Origin of the sequence: Rectinema subterraneum, from assembly GCA_009768935.1 — a bacterium.
GTDB lineage: Bacteria > Spirochaetota > Spirochaetia > Treponematales > Rectinemataceae > Rectinema > Rectinema subterraneum.
On the sequence record WESA01000043.1, the window covers coordinates 1 to 23180 of the forward strand.

Annotated in this window: 25 protein-coding genes and 1 tRNA gene; 15 read left to right on the forward strand and 11 right to left on the reverse strand. The window is 55.0% G+C overall.

The genetic code is table 11. The features are described from left to right. The coding region (locus GAP13_RS10165; protein ID WP_158908209.1) for a DUF1576 domain-containing protein at nt 1-322 on the reverse strand (322 nt) is incomplete at its 3' end. 168 nt (nt 323-490) lie between these two features. On the opposite strand from GAP13_RS10165, the gene pruA reads away from it, so the two are divergent. Beyond that, nucleotides 491-2125: an L-glutamate gamma-semialdehyde dehydrogenase gene (gene pruA / locus GAP13_RS10170; RefSeq protein ID WP_037385677.1), complete on the forward strand. Its 1635-nt coding sequence runs from the start codon at nt 491-493 to the stop codon at nt 2123-2125. Between the two features lie 95 nt (nt 2126-2220). Here the strand turns inward: pruA and GAP13_RS10175 are convergent, their stop codons facing one another. Beyond that, the gene (locus GAP13_RS10175; RefSeq protein ID WP_158908210.1) at nt 2221-3018 is read right to left on the reverse strand and encodes an SDR family NAD(P)-dependent oxidoreductase; all 798 of its coding nucleotides are present in this window, start codon (nt 3016-3018) and stop codon (nt 2221-2223) included. 134 nt (nt 3019-3152) lie between these two features. Between GAP13_RS10175 and GAP13_RS10180 the strand changes: the two genes are divergently transcribed. From GAP13_RS10180 to GAP13_RS10235, 11 genes are all read left to right on the forward strand, one after another. Continuing rightward, on the forward strand, nt 3153-3782 hold the full coding sequence (locus tag GAP13_RS10180; protein ID WP_158908211.1) for a TetR/AcrR family transcriptional regulator: 630 nt from the start codon (nt 3153-3155) through the stop codon (nt 3780-3782). Nucleotides 3783-3793: 11 nt separating this feature from the next. Then, nucleotides 3794-4867 (forward strand): patatin-like phospholipase family protein, encoded by a 1074-nt coding sequence (locus GAP13_RS10185; protein ID WP_158908212.1) that lies wholly within the window; start codon nt 3794-3796, stop codon nt 4865-4867. After that, nucleotides 4864-5760: a class I SAM-dependent methyltransferase gene (locus GAP13_RS10190; protein ID WP_158908213.1), complete on the forward strand. Its 897-nt coding sequence runs from the start codon at nt 4864-4866 to the stop codon at nt 5758-5760. The genes GAP13_RS10185 and GAP13_RS10190 overlap by 4 nt, the downstream gene beginning before the upstream one ends. 81 nt (nt 5761-5841) lie before the next feature. Next, nucleotides 5842-6696 (forward strand): Mrp/NBP35 family ATP-binding protein, encoded by an 855-nt coding sequence (locus GAP13_RS10195; RefSeq protein WP_158908214.1) that lies wholly within the window; start codon nt 5842-5844, stop codon nt 6694-6696. 3 nt (nt 6697-6699) lie between these two features. Further along, a complete protein-coding gene (locus GAP13_RS13115; protein WP_222126197.1) occupies nt 6700-7491 on the forward strand; it encodes a NifB/NifX family molybdenum-iron cluster-binding protein in 792 nt (263 codons plus the stop codon). A gap of 68 nt (nt 7492-7559) precedes the next feature. After that, nucleotides 7560-8726: a pyridoxal-phosphate-dependent aminotransferase family protein gene (locus GAP13_RS10210; RefSeq protein ID WP_222126198.1), complete on the forward strand. Its 1167-nt coding sequence runs from the start codon at nt 7560-7562 to the stop codon at nt 8724-8726. 56 nt (nt 8727-8782) lie between these two features. Then, entirely contained in the window at nt 8783-9631 is an 849-nt protein-coding gene (locus GAP13_RS10215; protein ID WP_158908215.1) for a DUF432 domain-containing protein, read from the forward strand. A 12-nt stretch (nt 9632-9643) separates the two neighbouring features. Further along, nucleotides 9644-10471: a mechanosensitive ion channel family protein gene (locus tag GAP13_RS10220; protein ID WP_158908216.1), complete on the forward strand. Its 828-nt coding sequence runs from the start codon at nt 9644-9646 to the stop codon at nt 10469-10471. A gap of 29 nt (nt 10472-10500) precedes the next feature. After that, nucleotides 10501-10872, forward strand: a complete 372-nt coding sequence (locus GAP13_RS10225; protein ID WP_158908217.1) for a VOC family protein — start codon at nt 10501-10503, stop codon at nt 10870-10872. 24 nt (nt 10873-10896) lie between these two features. Continuing rightward, nucleotides 10897-11646 (forward strand): RluA family pseudouridine synthase, encoded by a 750-nt coding sequence (locus GAP13_RS10230; protein ID WP_158908218.1) that lies wholly within the window; start codon nt 10897-10899, stop codon nt 11644-11646. 146 nt (nt 11647-11792) lie between these two features. Beyond that, on the forward strand, nt 11793-12569 hold the full coding sequence (locus GAP13_RS10235) for an SDR family NAD(P)-dependent oxidoreductase (protein ID WP_158908219.1): 777 nt from the start codon (nt 11793-11795) through the stop codon (nt 12567-12569). 22 nt (nt 12570-12591) lie between these two features. Here the strand turns inward: GAP13_RS10235 and GAP13_RS10240 are convergent, their stop codons facing one another. The 6 genes from GAP13_RS10240 to GAP13_RS10265 all read right to left on the reverse strand — a co-directional run bounded on the left by GAP13_RS10240 (nt 12592) and on the right by GAP13_RS10265 (nt 18233). Then, a complete protein-coding gene (locus GAP13_RS10240; RefSeq protein ID WP_158908220.1) occupies nt 12592-13080 on the reverse strand; it encodes a cupin domain-containing protein in 489 nt (162 codons plus the stop codon). Beyond that, nucleotides 13034-13288: a nucleoside phosphorylase-I family protein gene (locus GAP13_RS10245; RefSeq protein WP_158908221.1), complete on the reverse strand. Its 255-nt coding sequence runs from the start codon at nt 13286-13288 to the stop codon at nt 13034-13036. Before GAP13_RS10245 ends, GAP13_RS10240 begins: the two co-directional genes overlap by 47 nt. Nucleotides 13289-13341: 53 nt before the next feature. Then, complete coding sequence (locus GAP13_RS10250; RefSeq protein WP_222126199.1) at nt 13342-14379, reverse strand: BMP family lipoprotein; 1038 nt, start codon at nt 14377-14379, stop codon at nt 13342-13344. Between the two features lie 85 nt (nt 14380-14464). Continuing rightward, complete coding sequence (locus GAP13_RS10255; RefSeq protein WP_158908223.1) at nt 14465-15424, reverse strand: ABC transporter permease; 960 nt, start codon at nt 15422-15424, stop codon at nt 14465-14467. After that, a complete protein-coding gene (locus tag GAP13_RS10260) occupies nt 15421-16692 on the reverse strand; it encodes an ABC transporter permease (protein ID WP_241864341.1) in 1272 nt (423 codons plus the stop codon). The genes GAP13_RS10255 and GAP13_RS10260 overlap by 4 nt, the downstream gene beginning before the upstream one ends. Further along, entirely contained in the window at nt 16689-18233 is a 1545-nt protein-coding gene (locus GAP13_RS10265) for an ABC transporter ATP-binding protein (protein WP_158908224.1), read from the reverse strand. The genes GAP13_RS10260 and GAP13_RS10265 overlap by 4 nt, the downstream gene beginning before the upstream one ends. Before the next feature lie 225 nt (nt 18234-18458). Here GAP13_RS10265 and mtnA point away from each other — a divergent pair, with 225 nt between their 5' ends. Genes mtnA through GAP13_RS10280 form a run of 3 tightly spaced genes read left to right on the forward strand, consistent with a single transcriptional unit; the run spans nt 18459 to nt 21049 of the window. Further along, nucleotides 18459-19541, forward strand: a complete 1083-nt coding sequence (mtnA, locus tag GAP13_RS10270; protein WP_158908225.1) for an S-methyl-5-thioribose-1-phosphate isomerase — start codon at nt 18459-18461, stop codon at nt 19539-19541. Between the two features lie 43 nt (nt 19542-19584). Further along, entirely contained in the window at nt 19585-20361 is a 777-nt protein-coding gene (locus GAP13_RS10275; protein WP_158908226.1) for a DeoR/GlpR family DNA-binding transcription regulator, read from the forward strand. A gap of 16 nt (nt 20362-20377) precedes the next feature. Continuing rightward, on the forward strand, nt 20378-21049 hold the full coding sequence (locus tag GAP13_RS10280; RefSeq protein WP_158908227.1) for a class II aldolase/adducin family protein: 672 nt from the start codon (nt 20378-20380) through the stop codon (nt 21047-21049). A gap of 277 nt (nt 21050-21326) precedes the next feature. On the opposite strand, the gene GAP13_RS10285 is transcribed toward GAP13_RS10280, so the two are convergent. The 3 genes from GAP13_RS10285 to GAP13_RS10295 all read right to left on the reverse strand — a co-directional run. Next, nucleotides 21327-21400: transfer RNA gene (locus GAP13_RS10285), tRNA-Pro, on the reverse strand. 207 nt (nt 21401-21607) lie between these two features. Continuing rightward, on the reverse strand, nt 21608-22513 hold the full coding sequence (locus GAP13_RS10290; protein ID WP_158908228.1) for a TIGR02757 family protein: 906 nt from the start codon (nt 22511-22513) through the stop codon (nt 21608-21610). 20 nt (nt 22514-22533) lie between these two features. After that, nucleotides 22534-23180 (reverse strand): hypothetical protein (locus GAP13_RS10295; protein ID WP_158908229.1); only part of this gene is annotated, 647 nt, incomplete at its 5' end.

Here is a 23180-nt window from a genome sequence, read left to right on the forward strand (position 1 = left end):
TCGGGATGCAGTTGAACAAGGTTTTGCCAAAAAATGCGAATCCCATCATCGTGAACAAGGCAGCCAGCGCCGCTCCCGTAATTTCAAGCCCATTCAGCAGCAGGAAAAAATACCCCAAAAAGCCGACAGCGGCGACATTGAACAGCGTGGCACCAACCCCTTCGACTGCCACAAAATCGCTCACAAGCCGCGCGGGCGTTACCTGCAGACGAATGAACCCCTGAACCGCAGGGCCGACATCCCCATCGATAATCCCCGCAAGCAGGAGCACCAGCATCACTGTGACCGCAAAAACCTTCAGCGTTTTTGTTCCCTGCACCATCCCACCTCTGGGTTCATCCTAAAGCCATGGACAAGCGGAGTCAACTTAGAAGGCAGCCCTTTATCAGTGTTCTCAACCTTGTGTAAAAAAGGGGGCAAACCCCCAATTTCTAATTTAGCCTTGACGAAACCAGCATGCGCCTTCAAAATGGACGAAAAGGAGTGAAGCATGAACAACGGGATTTTCCACATACCGCGCCCAGTGAATGAGCCAGTATTCAATTATGCGCCAGGTTCGCCGGAACGGGCCGCGCTAAAACAGGAGATCGAGCGCCTGCGCAAGGATCGCATGGACATTCCGCTCATTATTGGCGGCAAGGAAGTCAGAACAGAAAAGACAGCTCCCATACGGCGCCCCGATGCGCACAACGAAGTACTCGGTGTGTACCATATCGCCGGAGAAGAAGAAGCGCGCATGGCCATCAAGGCCGCGCTGGATGCAAAGGCTGAGTGGGCTGCCCTCCCCTGGGAAGAGCGCGCTGCTGTATTTCTGAGAGCTGCTGAACTTATATCAGTCAAATACCGCGCCCTGATGGATGCCGCGACAATGCTCTGCCAGTCCAAAACCGCGCATCAGGCAGAGATCGATGCAGTCTGCGAAGTCATCGATTTTTTGCGCTTCAATCCATGGTACATGGAGCAGATCTACAATCAGCAGCCGGATAATGCAAAAGGCGAATGGAACCGCTCTGCGTATCGCCCGCTTGAAGGGTTTGTCTATGCGGTAACCCCCTTCAATTTCACCTCGATTGCGGCAAACCTTCCGACCGCTCCAGCGATGATGGGCAATGTCGTCGTCTGGAAGCCTGCATCGAACGCCGTCTACTCCAACTACATGCTGATGAAGCTCTACATGGAGGCAGGCTTGCCGCCCGGCGTCATCAATTTCCTGCCAGGAAGCGGCGGCGCCATCTCCAACGTCGTACTTTCGAGCCCAGATTTTGCCGGCTTCCATTTTACAGGTTCCACCGAGGTTTTCCGCTCGCTCTGGAAGCAGATCTCGTCGAATCTTGAGCAGTACTATGTTTATCCGCGCATTGTCGGCGAAACCGGCGGCAAAGATTTCATCTTTATCGATCCGTCAGCGGAACTCGCGAACACTGTTACCGCAGTGGTGCGGGGCGCCTTCGAATACCAGGGGCAGAAATGCTCAGCGGCATCGCGGCTCTATATCCCGGCTTCGCGATCGAAGGAATTCATTGACGCCCTTGTCGCCGAGATCTCCGCGATCCCCATGGGAGAGATCACCGATTTCCGGAATTTCGTGGGAGCAGTTATCGACGAGGCCGCATTCAATACCATTTGCGGCTATATCGAGCGCGCGCGGACAAGCGGCGAAGCGAAAGTTATCGCTGGCGGCGCATGCGACAAATCGCGCGGATGGTTCATCGAGCCAACCTTGATTCTCACAGAAAACCCGCGTTCCGAATCGATGGTCAACGAGATCTTCGGGCCTGTGCTCACTGCTTATGTGTATGACGACCACGATATGGAGGCCGCGTACCGCCTTGTGGACTCGACTTCGCCGTACGGACTGACCGGCGCGATCATGGCGACCGACCGCCAGCGCATCAACCGCGCGCTCCTCGCGTTGCAGAATGCGGCGGGGAACCTCTACATCAATGACAAACCCACCGGCGCGGTTGTCGGCAGACAGCCTTTCGGCGGTGCTCGCGCTTCCGGCACGAATGACAAGGCAGGCAGCTATCTCAATCTGCTGCGCTGGGTGAGCGCCGTTGCAATAAAGGAGAACTTTGCGCCTCCATCATCGTGGCGGTATCCCTTCATGCTAGGAGACGACTGAAGCAGTAAGAAACCGCACAGCGGGCAACTGCACACATGAGGCCGCAGGTCGCCCCCGCAGAACCATACGTCCGCGTGCGCCGCGCCTGCCGGCAATTACTTCGCGATCGCCCTCGCCCCGAAGGTTACGCCGCCAGTGATCTCGAGGCATGTGCCGTCAAAGGCTTCGTTCTCGACCACCATGGCGATGGCGCGCGCGATTTCCTCAGGCTCGATGAGGCGCCCAATGTGCACGTCTTTGAGAATTTCGTTGAGAGCATCCTGGTTCATGCCCTTGACCATTGGCGTGCCAACATAGCCTGGCGCAATGCCCATGACACGAATACCCTTGATGCCCTTCATCTGAAATTCGCCTGCGAGAATGCGAGGCCAGATCGCGACCGCGGCCTTGGTGGAGGAGTAGTTGATCTGCCCGACTTGGCCGACCTTGTTCACGCTGGAAATGGTGAAGAGGACGCCCTGCCACTTGTTATCCACCATGCGGCGCGCCGCCTCCCGCAAAGTAATGAATGAACCGATAAGGTTGACCTCGATGACCGCGCGGAACTGGTCGGTTTCCATGACGCGTTTGACCTTGCCGGTTTCTTTGTCGGTGTTGATCATAACGCCATCGCGAATGATGCCCGCGCAGGGCACCACAACGTTGATGGCGCCAAATGCGGTAACCGCGGTGTCCATGAGCGCGGCGACATCCGCATCCTTCGTGACATCGGTTTTCACGCCTACGGCCTTGCCGCCCGCGGCCTTGATCTCGCCAACCACCCGATCGATCTGCTCCTGAACCACATCGCCGATAACGACTTTAGCTCCCTGTGCGGCAAAATATTTTGCGACTGTTTCGCCGATACCACTCGCGCCGCCTGTTACCACTGCAACCACTTCATTGATTTTCATAAATCTTGTCCTCCATTTTATTGACCGAGGTCAATGACTTTGGTTATTCTCACATAGCTTTCTTTCCTTGTCAACATCGATTATCATTGACTGGCAAATAAAATCCAGCTATTCTGAAAAACGAGGTAGAAGCAATGGTAGAAAAGCCCCCTCTCTCTAAGCGCAAACTCCAGGCCCGCGAAACACGCAAGCGCATTCTCGAAAGCGCGCTCTCGCTTTTCCGCGAAAAAGGCTTCGACCAGGTCTCAATCGACGAAATCACTTCCGCCGCTGGCGTTTCCAAAGGCTCATTCTACACATACTTCCAGACAAAAAGCGATATCATTATTGAAGAATTCCGCCTCATCGACGACTATTATCAAAAGAAAGAATCAGCAATCATGCGCAGCCCCGAGGCCGTCTCCCGCCTCATTGCATTTACGAAATACCAGCTTGACTACATCCACAAAAACCTCGGCTTCCGGACCCTCTCAATTCTCTATATCAACCAGATGTCTGCTTTTTATGACCAAAAAATCCTGGCCAACCGCGAACGGACGCTTGTTCGCCTCGTGTCGAAAATTATCGCCGATGGACAAGCGAGCGAACACATCCGGCAAGGCGACCCGATTGAACTTGCAGAATGGATGAATCGCTGTATGCGCGGATTCTTTCTCGATTGGGCCATCTCAAAGGGCTCGCTCGATATCAGAAAAGATGGCATGCGCTTTTTTAGCGAATTTGTGCTGCCGGCGCTGATCGCGCATCCAGCCAGGCAGTCCTGAAGGAGGGCTTTATGGCGCATTATCGCAATCTCGTTTTCAAAGGAGGCGGTGTCCGAGGCATTGCGTACCTTGGCGCGCTTCAGTATCTCTACGAGCACAATTACATGCAGCATGTCGAGCGCGTTGCAGGCACATCTGCAGGCGCGATCACCGCACTCGCGACAGCCCTTAACCTCGGTTCGTTCGACGAACTCAAGCGCATCAGCGACAGCCTGGATTTCCGCAAGGTTCCCGCGGAAGAAGACGAGCGCTCAATACGCAACAATCCGCCGAGGCTCATCGCGCTCACTGACCGCTACCGCGAGCTCGCGCTGTTCAAAAACCTGCAGTGCTCGATGCGCCTCGTGCAGGAAAAAGGATGGTATTCCAGCGATTATTTCTACAAGTGGCTGCGCGCACTGATCGCCGGTCAGTTCGCGGTGGAAAAGGAATTCTATACTTTCGCCGACTTCCGTGACGCTTCGCTCCACCGCGATGGGCGCGAATTCCTCAACCTCTACGTGACGGGCACCGATATCACGAACCGCATGGCGCGCGTGTTTTCGTTCGAGACGACACCAGAGATGGAAGTAGCGCTCGCGGTCCGCATTTCGATGTCCATTCCTCTCTTCTTCGAAGCCATCGAGTACCAGTATCCCGGGACCGATTCGCCCCAGCTCTACGCGGACGGCGGCGTCATGTGGAACTACCCTGTCAATATATTCGACGAGCCGCGCTTCGGCCGCCTGCAGGAAAACGGCATAAATCAGGAGACGCTCGGATTTTTCATCTTCACCTCGCCGGACCGGACACACTACAAGCCGGTGAAGAACATGATCGATTACGTGAGCGCGCTGTTCGAAAGCCTTCTTCTTGTTCAGGAACATCTGACCGCAACGGGGGAAAAGAATTTCGGCAGAACAGTCTTCATCGATGACTGCGGCGTGCGGCCCACGGACTTCGACATCGACACCAGGGATGATCGGTACGCAGCGCTTTTCGAATCAGGATACGAGGCGACGAAAGATTTCTTCTCCGCGAAGACCGACTGGGCTTCGTTCTTCCGCGGGCTCAGGGCCCGCCTCGGCTGGAAGGAGATCGGATGAGAGAACAGCGGTTCGCCATGAGTATGCTGACTGTGATTCTGCTATTCTCCGCGACATTTACGGCGCGATCGCAGACACCGGCTATGGCACCTACCGCTTCGACATGGATGCCGCATGCCGACGCATGCAAGGAGCACACTATGGCGCTGTACGAAAATATGGCTTCGGTATTCGATATGCTCTTCCCGCTGGACCGGAACTGCATAACCGCGCTCGAAATGCTGGTGAGGTCGGAATCAGGTAGTCCAGGCAGCCCTATGGTGCTGGATCTCGGCGCGGCGACCGGCACCCTTGTCGCCGCATTGAACGAAAAAGGCTGGAACGCGGTCGGCATCGAGCTGAATCCTGCCATGGCCGCAAGGGCAAAAAGCCCAGTGATCGAAGGCTCGATGCGCGATGCCGTGGAAATCGCGCGCCGGTGGTTTTCCGCCGCGACAGACACACGACCCGCAGCAGATGCTGCCTTCCTCGATGCGGTCCTCTGCCTCGGCAACACCCTGCCGCATCTCGAGCCCGGGGAGCGCGCTCCATTTTTCTCCAATATCCGCTCCCTGCTCAGGCCCTGGGCTCCTTTTGTCATCCAGATTTTGAATTACGGACGCGCCGATATCGGCCCGGGCTTTGCATTTCCGGAAATCAGCGCCGTGAATGTCCGATTCAGCAGACGCTATGCTCCCGGCCCGGCGCCGGGCTCTCTTTCATTCCTTACGCGGCTTCGGATCGAATGCGAGATATATGAAGATACAACCGTGCTGTATCCGATCTCGCCTTCGACCCTTGCGGCGCTCCTCGGCCGGGCAGGCTTTTCGCACATCGACTTCTACTCCGGGTGGAGCCTTCAGCTCTTCGATGAAGGAAAAGACATGTACTGCATCTGCATCGCCCGACTATGATTCAGCACCGACCGGAACTCCTTGACGCGCGCCTCCCATTGCAGTAGTTTTGAGCATATGCTCATAATCAAGGAGTAATCTATGAGTTTTGTCCCTGAAAAGAAACCGAACCCTTCCATCAAGCGTGTAATTGGCGTAGTGAGCGGCAAGGGCGGCGTCGGCAAATCGATGGTCGCGTCGTTGCTTGCCGAATCGCTTGCATCGCGCGGGCTCAGAGTTGGCTTGCTCGATGCGGACATAACTGGCCCCAGTATCCCGCGCATGCTCGGTATCGATAGCTTCCGCGCAGAATCCGATGGAGAGCACCTCTACCCCATCGAAAACGAAGACGGCATCAAAGTGCTATCAATCAACCTTTTCAACGAAAAAGAAGACGAGCCTGTTATTTGGCGTGGCCCCTTGCTCGCAAAAGCAATCGACCAATTCTGGTCAGATACGATCTGGGGAGACCTGGATTACCTCATCATCGACTTTCCCCCGGGGACCTCTGATGTGGCACTCACCGCATTCCAGACCATCCCGTTTTCCGGAATTGTCGTTGTCGCCACGCCACAGGACTACGTCTCGATGATCGTGCGCAAATCGGTCAATATGGCCTCGATGCTCAAAACACCCGTGCTCGGCGTCGTCGAAAATATGCGCACCATGGTTTGCCCGCACTGCGGCAACGAAGTGGCGCTGTTCGATGATGGCACGCAGAATGGCGCCCAGCGCATGGGTCTGCCGCTCCTTGCAAGTCTTCCGTGGCGAAAAGAGCTTGCGCAGTCCAGAGCACTTCGCTGGTCGGCATTGAGCGAAGCAGCTCGCAAAGATGCGGATAGTCTGGCGAACGAAGTCGAGCTTGCGCTGGCGTCGAGCACCGGAGCTGCTGCGACGAACACCGGCGCTTCAAACGTTGGCACCGGCGCTTCCAGCTCTGCCTCACCTCAAACTTGAGCCATGCCCCGACCACGCTGCACACGAAGAATAATCTCGGAGATTCGAGCCTGCTCTATCGTCCCATTCATGGACGATGACAAACTTGCGCGCGAATTATTTGCGGGCGCGGATCTCGTCGTGCTCGAATCCGATGAAGCCGAAGCGCTCAGACTCGCGGACCTCGAGAATCTCTACCAGGGAAAAGCAGCACAATTGATGGGCATATCGCGCCAGACATTCGGGCGCATCCTCGACAGAGCACACCGGAAGGTCGCGGACGCTCTCCTGAATGGAAAAGCGCTCAAAATCGAACAGGCCAGGGCACCTTGCCTCGAACGCCCGCCGTTCAACGAAAAATTTAAATCTGGGGGTCAGACCCCTTTTCTTAACTTGGAGGAAACCAGCATGAAAATCGCATTCGTATCCGATGACGGAACCACCATCTCCCAGCATTTTGGAAGAGCAGCGTACTATGTCGTGCTCACCATCGAAAATGGAAAGGTCATCCAAAAAGAAAAACGCAGCAAACTTGGCCATACACAATTTTCCGGACTGCATGAAGAGCACCATGAGCATGGTACCGCGGGCGCTGGTCATGGCTTCGAGCCAGGAGCCATGGAACGCCACGCCAGCATGGCACAGGCCATTCTCGATTGCAAAGCGCTCATTGTCGGCGGTATGGGCGCTGGCGCCTACCAGGGCATCAAGCAGGCAGGCATCGAGCCGATCGTGACCGATCTGGAATCAATCGACGAGGCTGCAGCAGCATACATTGCCGGCACTCTGAAAAATCATATAGAATATTTGCATTGAGGAATATGGCGTGCCAGCTCGCCGTTGAGTATACACGCTGCTTATAACAATTCTCTGAGGAGTCTGCCATGAAAGGAAAGCGCTTGCTGATGATCCCAGGGCCAATCGAATTCACGGATGAAGTCCTCGCGGAAATGTCCCTGCCTACCCTGAGCCATGTCGATCCCCAGTTTATCGAAGAATTCGGCCAGGCGATTGAAAAAATGCGCAAAGTCTGGCTTGCGCCTAATGGCCAGCCTTTTGCGGTCGCAGGGAGCGGCACGCTCGCCATGGAACTTGCCGCCGCGAACATCACCGAGCCTGGCGACAATGTGCTCATTGTGCATACCGGCTATTTCTCGGACCGCATGGCGGACATCTTCCGGCTCCATGGCGCGAATGTCGATATCGTTCCGAGCGAAGTCGGAGACCTTCCATCAGTTGAGGTGGTTCGCGCCGCGCTTACGATAAAAAAGTATAAAATTCTCAGTATCACGCACGTCGACACAAGCACCGGCGTCCGAGCTGATGTAAAAAACCTTGCGGCCGCGGCACATGAAACCGGCACCCTCGTGGTAGTGGATGGAGTCTGCGCAGTGGCAGGCGAGGAACTCCGCATGGAAGAATGGGGCGTAGACATCGCGCTCACAGCCTCGCAGAAAGCAGTCGGCGTACCGCCTGGGCTTGCGCTCCTTGTCGCAAGCTCACGGGCTATCGATGCGTTCAAGGCACGCAAAAGCCCGGTGCGCGCCTACTACTGCGACTGGCAGTACTGGCTTCCTGTTATGGAGGCGTATGAAGCGCGAAAAGCCGCTTACTTCGGGACCCCGCCTGTAAACCTTGTCCGCGCCCTCAACGTGAGCCTGGGGCAAATTCTCTCTGAAGGCATGGATGCGCGATTCGCACGCCATGCGAAAAATGCACGCGCATTCCGCGCAGGCCTCACAGCTATGGGGGTGAAATTTGTCCCCGCGCGCGAAGAAATCTATGCGAACACGCTCACCGCCGTATGGTATCCCGAAGGAATCGACGCGAGCGTGCTCGGCTACATCGCTGCGGAAGGCGCCGTGCTCGCAGGCGGCCTGCATCCCGCGATCAAGACAAAGTATTTCCGCATCGGACACATGGGCATGAGCGATGCCTCCGAAATTCTCGCAACACTCGGCGCCATCGAGCGCGGATTTGCAAGAGCCGGCTACAGATTCAGCCCTGGATCAGCCGTTGCCGCCGCCCAGGCTGTGCTTGCAAAGGGATAGAGAACTCCTGTTTGAGTCGCAATGACACCAGTCGCCATTTCATGTATTATGAACCCATGTGGAACTATTTCGAGCCTAAGGATACCCGGTGGTATCGCTGGAAACTTGATGGCGCTTCCATATGGATGCGCAAGAATGGCGAGGAATGGCGTTTTACGCTTGTTTCTATTCCCTTCAAGGTCATCCAGAGCGATGCTCGAGGCCCGGAACAAGCAGACCCTCCCGCGGATGTATCCATTTCGCTTGCTGTCGCCTCCGGCAAAAAAGTAGCCCTGCGCCCTTATCCGAGCCCCATACCCTACCTTGTCTCGGCACGCAACGACGTAAAAATCCATCCTGGAACCGAAGCATGGTTCACCATAGCGCTTCCTCCCATTATGCGCATTGAACTTGAAGCCGGGCATGCGCTCTTTGAAGGCTCGCCCTTTACCACAACCTCCACATGGTTCGGCGACAAAACAAGCGGAAACCTCTGCCTCTCACTGCCAGTCGAGCTCGATCCCGAGTGCAAGAATGAACAAGGTTACGCTGCCTCCTCTATCTCCAGGGATGAGGCGATCCCTGCAGACCCCCTCCTTCAGGAATCGCTGCAAAAAGCCGCACGATACCTTGCGTGCAAATCCCTCATCCAATGCAGGATTGTCGTGCGGAACAAATCGAAGGAAGTCCTGGATCTCAAGCGCCTCGCTATTTTTACCGATTTGATGAATGTCTATGAGAAGGACGGCATGCTCATCTCTGATACAGTCGTCATCACAGGAACCGCTGACGGTTCTCTCCAGACCAATATCGACGATACGAGCTGCAAAAAACTGAAAAAAATCTATTCAGCACCAAAGACGGGCCTGAATGAAGTACTCATAAAGCGCGGCGTCAGCTTCTTGAGAAGCATCACAGGCTTATAATCGGAGGAAGGCATGAAATCGAGTATTCTTCCAGATTTTTTCACCCGCCTTTACAATGAAGCGCTTACGCCCGCATTCTGGCAAAAAGCCATCGGTATCGCCTTCGCGGCAATCCTCATTCTCGCATTCTTCAGGATCCTCCAGGTCATCGTAAGCAGAACACTTCGCAAAACCATGCCAGAGCCAAAAGCACAGCTTATCCGCAAAACCATTCGCTACACCGGCTATGTTGTTGCCATTGCATCAATTCTGCAAAGCATGGGAATCAATCTGTCAGCATTGCTGGGCGCGGCTGGCATCGCAGGCATCGCCATCGGCTTTGCAGCACAGACTTCGGTATCGAACCTCATCAGCGGCCTTTTTTTGATTTCCGAAAAGTCCTTCCAGATCGGCGATGTTATCCAGGCTGGCGATATCACCGGCATCGTCATGTCCATCGATTTGCTCTCGGTCAAGTTGCAGACCTTTGACAACAAGTTCGTGCGCATCCCGAACGAGACCATCATCAAGACGAATGTTGTCAATATCACGCGCTTTCCCATCAGGCGCCTCGATATTACGGTAGGCGTTTCCTACAATTCTGATCTAAAAAAAGTGACCGAGTTACTAAAAGATATTGCAGCCAAGAACATGTATGCACTCGACAACCCCGAGCCGCTCATCCTGATCGACAAGTTTGACAAGTCGAGCATCAATATCCTTCTTGGTGTCTGGTTCGAGCAATCAAAGCTCGTCGACCTCAAGAATTCGATTATTATCGATATTCATGAGCGCTTCGACAAAGAAGGCATCGAGATTCCATATTCGAAAATGGATATCTATATAAAAGAGAAACCATAGTGTCACGATTGCTTATGAGGAGGCACATCATGCAATTCTGCTGGGTCACACTGAATGTGAATGACATGGAAAAATCGCTTTGGTTCTACCGCGACATTGTCGGGCTTCCGCTGAACAGGACATTCTCACCCGCGCCAGGTGATCAGATCGCCTTCCTAGGCTCCGGCGAAACGCAGGTCGAGCTCATTCGCAACGAGAAGAATGCGCCTACCCCCTTCAGCCAGAACATCTCGCTTGGATTCAAGGTTGATTCGCTCGAAAAAACCATGGAATTGCTGAAAGCCAATGGCGTTCCGGTCCATGCCGGCCCCTTCCAGCCAAATCCGAGCGTGCGCTTTTTCTATGTGCTCGACCCGAACGGGCTTAGGGTACAGTTCGTGGAGGATGTGAAGCAGGGCTGAGAGCGCCCTATGCCGATCCCCGTCATGCAGCATAGAAAAGAAAGGCGCGCGCCGCCTGTCAGCAAGGCGCCTGCGGGCCATTTGCCCGCTGGCCGGGCCCAATTCCTCTACGAAGACAGTGACCTCATCGTTGTCGACAAACCTGCGGGCCTTCCCGTCATCGCGCCTGAAGGCTCGCGCGCAAAAACGCTCTACGATATCGTCACCGCCCATATGCAGAAAACCAACCCGCGCGGCCGGGCTGCAGTCGTCCACCGCCTCGACCGCGACACCTCCGGCGTCATGCTCTTTGCTAAAAATGCCCGCGTTAAAAAGGCCCTCATGGATAACTGGAACAAACTCGTGCGGAGGCGCTGCTACACCGCCCTCGTTGAAGGCTTAATGCCCTCAGAAACCGGCACCCTCGACTCCTGGCTCATCGAAAATCGCGCTGGACAGGTGTACGAAACAAAGCCAGGAACGCGAGGCGCCTTGCGCGCGATAACCAATTGGAAAATAATAGCCGCCGCTGAAGGCGCACCTTATTCACTGGTAGAGCTCGAACTCGAAACCGGAAGAAAGCACCAGATTCGCGCGCAGCTCGCCGCAATCGGCCATCCTGTCGCGGGCGATGCGCGCTACGGCGCACGCACGGACCCGGCGAGCCGGCTCTGCCTGCATGCGCATTTGCTCGAATTCGAGCATCCCTTTACGCACAAAGTGCTTGTGTTTGAAAGTCCGGTACCGAAGGTTTTTTATCAATCAGAAAATCCAGGGCCCCATGGCAGGCTGTGACCCAGCACATAGAATTGCTATAATGCCACCTTCGCCCCTACCCATGCTAAGCGTGTTTTGCCTCGTCGAGATTCCTGTAAATATCGAACACGCGATCGAGCATCATAAGCTTGTACCAGCGCAATGGGGCATGCTAAAGTTAATCCATGTCGACTATTTCGGACCTCTTCGATTTTACCGGCAAAACGGTTTTGGTCACCGGAGCTTCCGGCGGACTCGGCGCGGGAATAGCCCGCGTATTTGCCGCGGCTGGCGCCGCTATCTTGATTCACTTCCATTCTGGTCGCGAACGCGCGGAAAATCTTCGCGACAGCCTTCCCGGCCCGGGGCGCCACGAGTGCATTCAGGCTGATGGTTCCAGCGAGAACGAGATCGGTAGTTGCATGGAGCAGGTCGCGCGTTTGTGTGGTGAGTCGGGGCTTTCGGTTCTCATCAACAACGCTGGAGTCTATCCTTCCTCGGCACTCCTCGATATAGACCTTGCTACGTGGCACGCGGTTATGGACACGAATTTGAGCTCCATGCATCTATTCACGCGCGAAGCGGCGAAGATTATGCGGCCGGGTTCGGCCATAGTCAATATCGCATCCATAGAGGGATTGAAGCCAGTGCGGGCTCACGCCCATTATGCGGTCTCCAAGGCCGCCGTGATCCACTATACGATGGCCGCGGCTCTGGAACTCGCTCCTCTCGGAATTCGGGTGAATTCGGTTTCACCCGGCCTCGTGGATCGTCCAGGTCTTGTCGAGGACTGGCCGGAGGGATACAAGCGATACGTTTCAGCCGCGCCGCTTGGCAGAGTCGGAACGCCGGATGAGATAGGCTACTCTTGCCTTTTCCTGGCATCGAAGGCCGCTGATTGGATAACAGGGGTAAATCTGGTGGTAGATGGAGGAGCGAGCGTTGTGGCGCCACAGGGCTAGCCACGGCATCCACGGAATGCGGCTAAAATCGTGTGAGGGATTTGACGAGCTCAGCGCAGTGTGGGTGGCTTTCAAGCAGTTCGGCCCGCCCTACGAGCGAGAAGTCCTCCAAGGCAAACGCTGGCGCCATGGTAGTGCCGAGCAGGGCCCATCGGCCGCCCGGCGCGAGACGCGAACCCTGAACAACGAAGGCTGGAACGACGGCTTGTGGGACTTCGCCCGCCCAAAAATTTGAGCCGAGCCTGATCAGTTTGTGAGTACCATCGTCGCGAAGCAGGTGGAGTTCGACTGGATCGCCGAGGTAAAAATGGTACACTTCGTCGGTGCAGAGTCGGTGAAAAGCGGAAAACCCCTTGTAATCCTCGGTGAGCAAATAATAAATAGCCGAGCCGCACGGTCGATCGCCTATTGTGACAGGCGATGTCCATGTTCTTCTGAAAAACCCACCCTCGCCATCGAGAGGCTCAAGACCCAGGATACGGATGATGTCTTCTGCTGAGGCCAGCGACATCAAAATATACCTCCATAAAGAAGAACAAGATCGCGGACGGAGCTGTTGAAACCGGAAAATAGGGGATATCGGCGTAGGAGATTGTCGTAGCATGCTTGCCTTCTTCCGCGAGCACGCCGAGTCCCGAACCGAGCACTAGGGCAAGGCACGGAACAGAGCTAAGCTTCGGACGAATGACATTTATAGCTTTTTGGACCGCTTCATTCATCGCAATCTCCTACGTCCGGAAATGCAGGCTCCCGATAAGGCCTGAAGGCAACCTTACTTTTTGATCCCAAGTTCTGCAAGGCTGGCGGGGACCTTCACCTTGCCTGAGGCAATATCGGCTTTGGCCTTGGCTACTGCGTTTTTCACCTCGGCGGGCACAATCGAATCGAATTGATGGAAAGGCGCGATGTCGATGGCGCCCTCGGCGAGGCCGAATACGCGGTTCACGCCACCCTTGAGTTTGCCAGCAGCAAGATCTTTGATGGTGATGTATGCCGACATAGTCGTGCCTTTGAGGGCGGAAGTAAGCACATAGTCGGGCGCGGCGCTGTTCTGATCCACATCTGCACCGAGAGCGAAGAACTTCCGCTCACGCGCTGCGTCGATCACGCCCATGCCAGTGAGACCGGCGATTTGCAGAATGATGTCGGCGCCCTGGTCAGCAAGGGCGAGCGCTGCTTCCTTGCCCTTCGCGCGGTCGGAAAAAGTGCCCGCCACGATGTAACGAACATCGACCTTCGGGTTGACCGACTTGGCGCCCGCAATGTAGCCGGCGAGATAACGCTCTACGGGGGGAATATCCATGCCGAGAACCGCGCCAATCACATTCTTGTCGTTAAGGAGCTTCGAGTTCTTCGAATATTTGTTCGTCATGTAGCCGGCGACGATTCCGGCGAGATATCCCGCCTCCTGCTCCTTATAGGAAATACCGATAAGATTCGGCGGAATCGGATCATCGTAAAAATGGTCGATGCCGGCGTAAAAGGTTTTTGGGTTCATTTTGGCGGCTTCCTGGATCTGTTCAACCATAAGAAATCCGACCCCGAACACGAGCTGGGCTCCGTCTTCAGCCAAGCCCGAAAGGTTGGGAATGTAATCAGTCATGGCGTGCGCTTCCACAACCTTGACTCTTGCTAGACCTTCTGCCTCGGCTTTCTTGAGACCGGCCCAAACACCATCGTTAAAGGATCCGTCGCCGAGACCATTGGCATCGGTTGTCATGGCGACAAAGGGTTTGGCGGATTGGGCACCAGCACCAAGCGCGAACACCAGAGACAGGACGAGCGCTGTGATGAAAATGCGTTTCATCATATACCTCCTAAAATGTTCTATCGCCCCCTAAAGGGGCTGTCCACCATCGCCGAAAATCGGCTCAGGCGGAACGATGATCCTGATATTACTCGCCGTCACCCTCGATGTTGAAGTCCTTGCCGACAGCGGCGGGAGGGCGCGACTTGCGCACGAGGCCGGCAATCGCCACGATCGTCGCCACATAGGGGAAAACAATGAATATCTCGGAGGGAATCTTGACGATTCCAAGACTCTGCACGCGCATTTGCAGGGCGTCGACGAAGCCGAAGAACAGGGAAGCAATGAAGACACCAACAGGACGCCATCCTCCGGCTATGTTGGCGGCAAGAGCAATGAAGCCGCGTCCATTCGTCATGCCTTCGGTGAACGAGTTCGAGTTCTCGATGGAGAGAAAGGCTCCCGCGAAACCACAGAGAACGCCTGAGATCAAGATTGCAAGATAACGGACGCGATACACCGATCGTCCGAGAGTTTCGAGTGCCATCGGATGCTCTCCCGATGCAATCAAAGAAAGGCCAAGGCGGGTTCGCTTGAATATCCAGGCCCAAGCGAATACCGAGATGATGGAGAGGTAAACGAGCGGCGTCTGATTGAAAAAAGCAGGCCCCACATAGGGAATGTCGGAGAGGAGCGGAATGGCGAACTTGTAGTGATGGAGCGTTTTCGCAACCGCTTCTGATGTGCCTTGCCGGCCGTAGAAAACCATCATGAGATAACGCGTAAGGCCGAAAGCGAGGATATTCATAATGGCCCCGGTAACGACATGGTTGATATGAAGACTCACGACAGCCCACGCGAAAAGGAGAGAAAAAAGCGCGCTTGCAGCGATTCCGCCGAGAAGTCCCAGCCAGGGATTGCCGCTTATCCATCCCACCCACGCAGCGAAAAAGGCACCCACAAGCATGACACCTTCCATGGCAATGTTTGTTACTCCGCTCCGTTCGCAAACGACAGCAGCGAGAGCCGCGAACGTGACGGGAGTCGCGAGTCGGACTGTGGCCTCGAAAAGCTGTGGGGTCAAAAGCGCAGCAAAGAAATCTATCATGCGCCTGCCCCCTTTCGCGCAGCAGTCTTGAATCGGCCAGCCCATCGTCCGAAGACGGATCCGGCTCGCTTGTAGATCACCTCGGCGAGCATGAGAAAGAGGATGATACCTTTCACGATTTCGATTATCGCGTTCGGTGTTTGTGTAGTCCTGGCCATATACTGTCCTCCCGCATCGAGCACCCCCCAAAGCAAAGAAGTGAAGATGATTCCGATGGGGTTGTTGCGCGCAAGGAGGGCAATGGAGATGCCGTTCCAACCGTAACCCGCGTTGAGGTCTTGGAACATGCGATGATCCAAGCCGAGGACCTGTGTCGCACCTGCGATGGCCGCGAGCGATCCAGATATGAAAAGACTCGCCGCGGTGATCCGCGCCACGGAGATGCCCTGCGTCATTGCTGCAACGGGATTATGGCCAACGGCGCGAATTTTGTAGCCCAGGTCAGTCTTCATCAGGATGAAGCGGACAAGAAAAGCAGCTCCGATTGCGAGCAAAACGCCGATATGGAGGCGATAGTTGGCTCCCGGCAGGAAGTCTTTGAACATTGGGAGCCAGACGCTCTCCGAGATGAGATCGGTCGTATATGGATGCGAGGTAAGCGCGGGGTCGCCGCCATGGGCGCGGATGAACATAGGCGAAAGCGTGCGCACGACATAGGCGAACATCATCGTGGTCACGACCTCGTGAGCACCGGTTTTCACCTTGAGGATGATCGGTATCGCATTGAGGGCTGCGCCGGCGATCGCGGCGACCGCGAAAATGGCAGGGATCGCGATAATCCCGGGCAAAGTCGAGCCCAGCCCCATCCATGTCGCCGCGATGACCCCTATATAGTATTGCCCCTCGGCGCCGATGTTGAAGAACCCTCCTTGAAACGCGAAGGCTATCGCGAGACCCGTGAAAATCAAGGGTGTGGCATTCAACACTGAAATGTGCCAATTCCGCACCAAGCCGCCGTAAAAAAGCGCACCATACGACGAGATAGGATTGTAGCCGGTTATCGCCATGATGACCGCGCCTATGAGCAGGGCCGATCCTATGCCCGCAACGGGCACAATGGCCCGCGAGAGAAGCTTGCGTGCCTCCGATCCGAAAACCGCTGACCCGACGGCGAGAAAACGATCCGCGGCATAGAGGGCGATGGCACAGAGAAGCAGCCACGCGCCCCAGAAATATGAAGCGAGATAGAGGAGGACGCCAGGAACAGCAAGAATGAGAGAGAGGGCTTTCAGAACCATCCTGATCCGTCTCGGGGCGGACACACTCACGATATGCTCCTTTCATATCTGCCACGAATCATGTACTCGCCAATCTGTGCTTCGTTAGTCGTTGCCGTTGGGCTTTCGAAAACGACCTGGCCGCCATGGAGGACCGCGATTCTGTCGGCAAGCGCGAAAAGCTCCTCGAGTTCCATCGAGATAAGGAGTATAGCCACCCCACGCTCTTTCAGCTCGAGAATACGACGATAAACGTATTCTATGGCCCCGACGTCGAGGCCGCGCGTTGGCTGGGAGATGAGAAGGAAATCCGGATTCCGCGAAAACTCTCGAGCGAGGATGATCTTTTGTTGATTGCCGCCCGAAAGCGTCGAGACCCTCGCTTCCGGGCCGGAAGTTCTGATATCGTAATTTTCCATAAGCTGCAGTGCCTGGGCTCGAAGCGCAGCGAATTTCATGAAGCCGTGCCTACTTAAAGGAGGCCGGTCACTGCGGCCAAGGGCCAAATTTTCCTCTACCGAGAACGGAAGAACGAGCCCTGAAACGCGGCGATCTTGCGGCACATAGCCCATGCCTGCATCCATGCGCCGGCGTACGCTCCAACGCGAGACATCCTCTCCCTTGAAAAGAATCTTCCCTGAATCGGGGGTGATGAGTCCCGCAATAACCTCGCAAAGCTCTTTCTGGCCGTTGCCTTCAACACCCGCTATGCCCAGTATCTCGCCGCGGCCTACGGCGAGGTCGACGCCCTTGAGAGCGGGAAGACCACGCGAGCTATGCACAAACAGGGATTCCAGGCTAAAGATAGGTTCAGGTTTCGGACGTGGAGCGGGACGTTCGACCGCAAGCACTACATCGCGCCCGACCATAAAGTTGGCGAGTTCCGCCGCGCTCGCTGACGCGGTGCGGCATTCGCCGACGAGTTCGCCGCGACGCAGAATATAAACGCGATCGGAGAGGGCCTTAACTTCCTCGAGCTTGTGCGTAATGATAATAATCGATGTACCGTCCGCAGCGAGGTTCCTCAGCACAGCGAAAAGCTCTTCCACTTCGCCTGGCGTAAGAACCGCCGTCGGCTCATCGAGGATAAGAACCCGCGCGTTTCGGTAGAGTGCCTTCAGTATCTCAACTCTTTGCTGGAGACCCACGGAGAGATCTTCCAGGCGGGCATCGGGATTGACAGTAAGGCCGTATCGTTTAGAAAGCTCGACGACACTACGGCGCGCTCGCTTATAAAGGACATGGCCGAGGCGGACAGGTTCTTTGCCGAGCACGATATTTTGCGTGACTGTGAGAGTCGGGACCAGCATGAAGTGCTGGTGCACCATACCAAGTCCCTTGGCGATCGCGTCCCGAGGAGAGTCGAAGGACACGGGCAAGCCATCGATGAGAATCGAGCCTGAGGTTGGCTTGTAAAGGCCGAAAAGGATGTTCATGAGCGTGGATTTGCCCGCACCATTTTCTCCGAGGACAGCGATGATTTCCCCTTTTCGGAGTTTTATGGAGATATTGTTGTTCGCGATGATGTGATCGAATCGCTTCGTTATTCCCCTCGTTTCTAGGACGAGCGGACTCTCATCGGATTTTGGCATGCATTCTCCCTGCGCAAACGACGGCACGCTCAAATAAAACTGTTGCAATGTTATAATGCCATCTTGGAGTTGTCAACATAAAAAAACAACTTCGTACAAGAATCAAAACAAATAGCCTTTTATCTTGACAATACCCGGTATATACGCCAAAATTCATATCATGCATGTGGTTTTTTGTTGTTTTTATCACAAACACATGTAAGCAGGGATTAAAGGGAATCAAATATGAACGATAGCGGCTCCATCAGCGCGTCTAGCGTCCCGCGCAGCCTCCGCTGGGAAGACGAGGAAGGCGGCGAGCTTTATATTCTCGATCAGACCAAGCTTCCCGGAGAAGTCGTCGAAGAAAGGCAAGACAGCGCCGAACAGGTATGGGAATCGATTAGGCAGCTCAAAGTCCGCGGCGCTCCCGCCATCGGCATCGCAGGAGCCTACGGTCTTGTAATAGGCCTTAAACCTTTAGTCGATCTTGACCTCAGGGAATTCTTGACTCAAGCTGAGAGGATTGCCGCCTACCTTAATTCATCGCGGCCCACTGCCGTCAACTTGAGCTGGGCGCTTAACCGCATGCTCGCTTTCGCCAGATCCAATGCGGAAAAGGCCGGTACATCTGCCGTGCTCTACAAGCTTCTCGTTGGGGAAGCGAAGCTGATCCACGCTGAAGATCGTGCGATCTGCCGCGGCATAGGCGAGAGCGGCGAAGTACTCCTGAATGAGGGATGCGGCGTTCTCACCCATTGCAACGCCGGTGCCCTCGCCACATCTGAGCTGGGCACCGCCACAGCGCCCATGTATCTAGCTTTCTCGCACGGAAAACGCTTCCGTGTCTATGCGGACGAAACCCGTCCCTTGCTCCAAGGCGCCCGCCTTACTTCCTGGGAACTCAAGCGGGCGGGGCTCGATGTAACCCTCATCTGCGACGATATGGCGGCCTATGTGATGTCCAAAGGCTTAGTGAACCTCTGCATCGTTGGGTGCGACCGAGTGGCCGCCAATGGTGACACGGCCAATAAAATCGGCACTCTCGGTGTCGCTATTCTGGCAAAACACTTTTCGATACCCTTCTATGTCGCTTGCCCCTCCTCGACCTTTGACTTTGCGACTGCAACAGGAGCAGATATTCACATCGAAGAGCGCAGCGCTGAGGAAGTTACCTCATTCGGCGCACGCGAAACAGCGCCAAAAGAAATCAAGGTCATGAACCCAGCTTTCGATGTGACACCGCATGAACTCATCTCAGGTTTCATTACCGAAAAAGGCATTGTGCGACCAGATTATCGAAAAAATCTTGAACGGGCGTTCCGTTGATGGGATGCTTTATAATAACTGCACCACGAGGCAGGAAATACCAATGCTCGCAATAGAACGAAGAAACCGAATTCTGGAGAAATTGCGCAATCAAGGGATCATCACTGTAGCTGAGATGGCCGCCGAGTTTTCAGTGAGCGAAGAGACGATTCGGCGAGATCTATATAAAATGGAAGTTACGGACGGTGTACAGCGTACCTACGGCGGAGCATATATTGCTAAAGCTGTCCGCACGGATATCCCCATTAGTATCCGAGAAAACATTTACCTGCCCGGCAAGGAGACTATCGCAGACCTCTGCGCGACTCTCGTGGATGAGGGCGACACGGTTATGCTGGACTCGAGTACAACCTCGATTCATATTGCCGATCATATCAAAACGAAACGAAATATCGTCGTCATCACTAATTCTTTGAAAATCGTGGATACATTCGCTAACTCAGCGGACGTCAAAGTAATATGCGCTGGTGGAACGCTTCGTCATAGTCAGCTTTCTTTCGTCGGCCCTGCCGCGGAGCGCACTCTCGAAGCTTATTACGCAGACAAAGCCTTCGTCTCCTGCGTCGGATTGGATATGGAGAAAGGCGCAACCGATGCAGACGAACTCGAAGCTGAAGTACGCAAACTGATGTTGAACAATGCAAGGGAAAAAATTCTCGTGGCCGATGCGACCAAGTTCGGCAAATTCTCGCTCTCGCTTATTTACCCTCTGGACGGAATCAACGTCCTTGTCACCGACCGACAGCCCGACGCGGTTTGGCTGCGCGAACTCACGGCGAAAAAAATCGAATGCCTTTATGGCACCGGCAATCCAGAATAGAAAGGAGAAGTCAATTATGTTAAATGGAATGAGCGGTTCCATAAAAGAAGATATCTGTGAAATTGGCAGGAGAATGTACGCTAGCGGCTTCGTCGCCGCGAACGATGGAAATATATCGGTACGCGTCTCCGACAACCAGTTTGTCGTAACGCCAACTTTGGTCAGCAAAGGCTTCATGGTTCCAAATATGCTAATAACCGTGGACCTCGACGGGCACGTTGTCGAAGGAAGCTTCAAGCCCTCCTCAGAGCTCAAAATGCATCTCGCTGTATACCGGGCCAGGCCCGATGTGGGCGCGGTTGTCCACGCTCACCCACCTGCCGCCACCGGCTTCGCGGTCGCAGGAAAAGCCCTTGACCGCCCGTATATGCCGGAGCTTTTCGTAAACCTTGGCGTCGTCCCGCTCGCGCCCTATGCCACTCCTTCAACCGAAGAGGTTCCACGCTCAATCGAGGGTCTTATCGCTGAGCACAATGCGGTCCTTCTCGCAAACCACGGTGTATTGGCCTGGGGGCGGGACCTCGCCGAGGCATACAGCCGACTAGAAACCATCGAGCTCTACGCCAAAATACTCATTTCAAGTTTTGCTGTTGGCGAGCCGCAACCCATCCCAGACAACAAGCTCAGAGCCCTCGCACAAATCAGGGAAGCCCTCGGCGTCAAGGGCGATATTTCCACAGCAATGTAGCAAAACTGGCGGCCCCAAGTCCCCCTGAAAAACAATTATTTGCTTTAAAGCCGCTTAGACGGCATATGCAAGAGCGGATATGCAATCATCTAAGCTGCTTCGCTATTTAAAGAGCCATAGATTGATATGCAACTTTTCATTGGTCTGGTTTCATGCATAGACAGTTAGGAACTCAGAATCATTGCACATAGAGTTCCAAATTTTGGCTACACTTGCCCCAAAAAAGAAAACTCCTTGAAGCACCCTGAATATTTCTTGGTACTACAAGGAGTTATATTCGGGCAAGCCAGACTCGAACTGGCGACCCCAAGTCCCCCAGACTTGTACGCTAACCACCTGCGCTATTGCCCGAAGTGCCCCACATGCTCATAAGGAGCGCGGATAAAGTAGCACAAGGAGCGCGCAGTTGTCAATGTAAAGCGTGCAGCAGCCTGCGCGCTCAGCCAGCTTGCTACTGCATTTTCCTGCAGGCCCGCCACCCACACCCCGCTAGCCTGCTACTGCACTTTCCTGCAGGCCCGCCGTCAGCGCCCTTCTGCCCCGCCAGACCTCGAACCCTTACAGACACCCAAACCGCTCATCGCCGGGCCGCGGATCGATGCCTGGCCTGGTCAACGCAAAATCATATTTGACCGGGTCATCGGGGGCATAGAGGCGGAATGCAGCGGTTACACGCAGGGCATCGGCGAGGGTTGGACCGCTTGTTTTTAGCCCGCCCTTTCGCGAGCCGCCGGGAGCAACTTGAGCGCCGCTTGCCGCAGGCAAAAACCCGAGCCGCTCTCTGCAAGTCTTGACCATGTGGGTATCCATGGGCACGATGAGGCGCGCGGGGTCCACGGACTTCCAGCAGCCGGAGTCGATTTCGTCATGGCGCACCATCCATCTAAGAAATAAAAAAAGCCGTTTGCAGGCGGAACCGCGGGCGGGGTCTGGTAAAAGGTTCTGGCGTAAGCCGCCAGGCACTGCTTCGCTCGCAAATTGCCGCAGGTGCCCGACAAATGCCGACGCTGCGGACAGGATTGAAGGAGCCGCCGACATGCCTCCGCCATCTCTATCGCCCGCTCCATCATCGCCTTTGCTGAACAGCACTTCCAGGCTCCCGTAGTCAATGAGAACTCGTTGAATTGCCGTCATCAAAGCAATCATATCTTTTGGAAAGCAAAATCGATATTGGAATGAGCCCCACGCCTGCGAAATCTCCTCTGGACGCATCCCGGCCAGTGCTACAGCCGGATGCTCTCCCAACGGCACAAGTGCCTTTTCGCACGCACGCAGAATGAGCTCGACCGAGCCGAACGCAAGAGTGGAGCAGACAAGCCCCGCCACTTCGATATCAGCTGGCTCCGAATAGCGCCGCACAATTGCGAGCGGATCAAGTTCGAGCCGTTCTCGGCGATTGCATTCTTGGTAGATATCTTCGAGGAAGCAGGCGATTTCGGGATCGGGGGCGGATTCAGAATACACAATCTTCGTGACAGTATACATTACTTGAGCTGCGCTTCGAGCTGTGAAATACGAGCAAGCAGGTCTTTGTCGGTCGGGCTGAGCGCTTTTGCCTGGCCAAGGTAGCGCATAGCTCTGTCGCGATTGGTGGTGTCTCTTTTGTCGAATTGGCGATTATACCGGGCGAGGTAGATATCCGCGAGCGAAACAAGGGCTTCAACATTGTCCGCTCTTTCGGCGAGCGCATTCTTGAGCTGGTCGATGGCCTTGTTTTCGTCGCTCTGGAGCGAGGCAGACATATAATAGAGGAAGGATTTCAACTCTTTTGAATACGGCGCAGCAATGAATTTCAGCACCAAATCCAGGAGGGCAGAGTTCGCCGACCCTTCTTTCCCGACCCCAAGCGCCGAAAGCGCGATGCCAAGCCCGGTATGCACATCGCTTGCTGGCGCCACGGACGCAAGCCCTCCGCCTGTTGCCATTGCCAGACTGCGCAGGTAGGCTTCCACAGCCTTTTCAGAACCGGGCTCCTGTGCATACCAGCTCGATGCGAACTGTATTGAAGCTTGCACATTTCCGGATTTTCTCAGAATTGTCGCAACCATATTCTTGTCGAGAGGAAGGCTGCCGGCAGCTTGCAGATATGCCGCGGCACGTGCCCAATCCTGATGGTTATAGCTTTCACTTA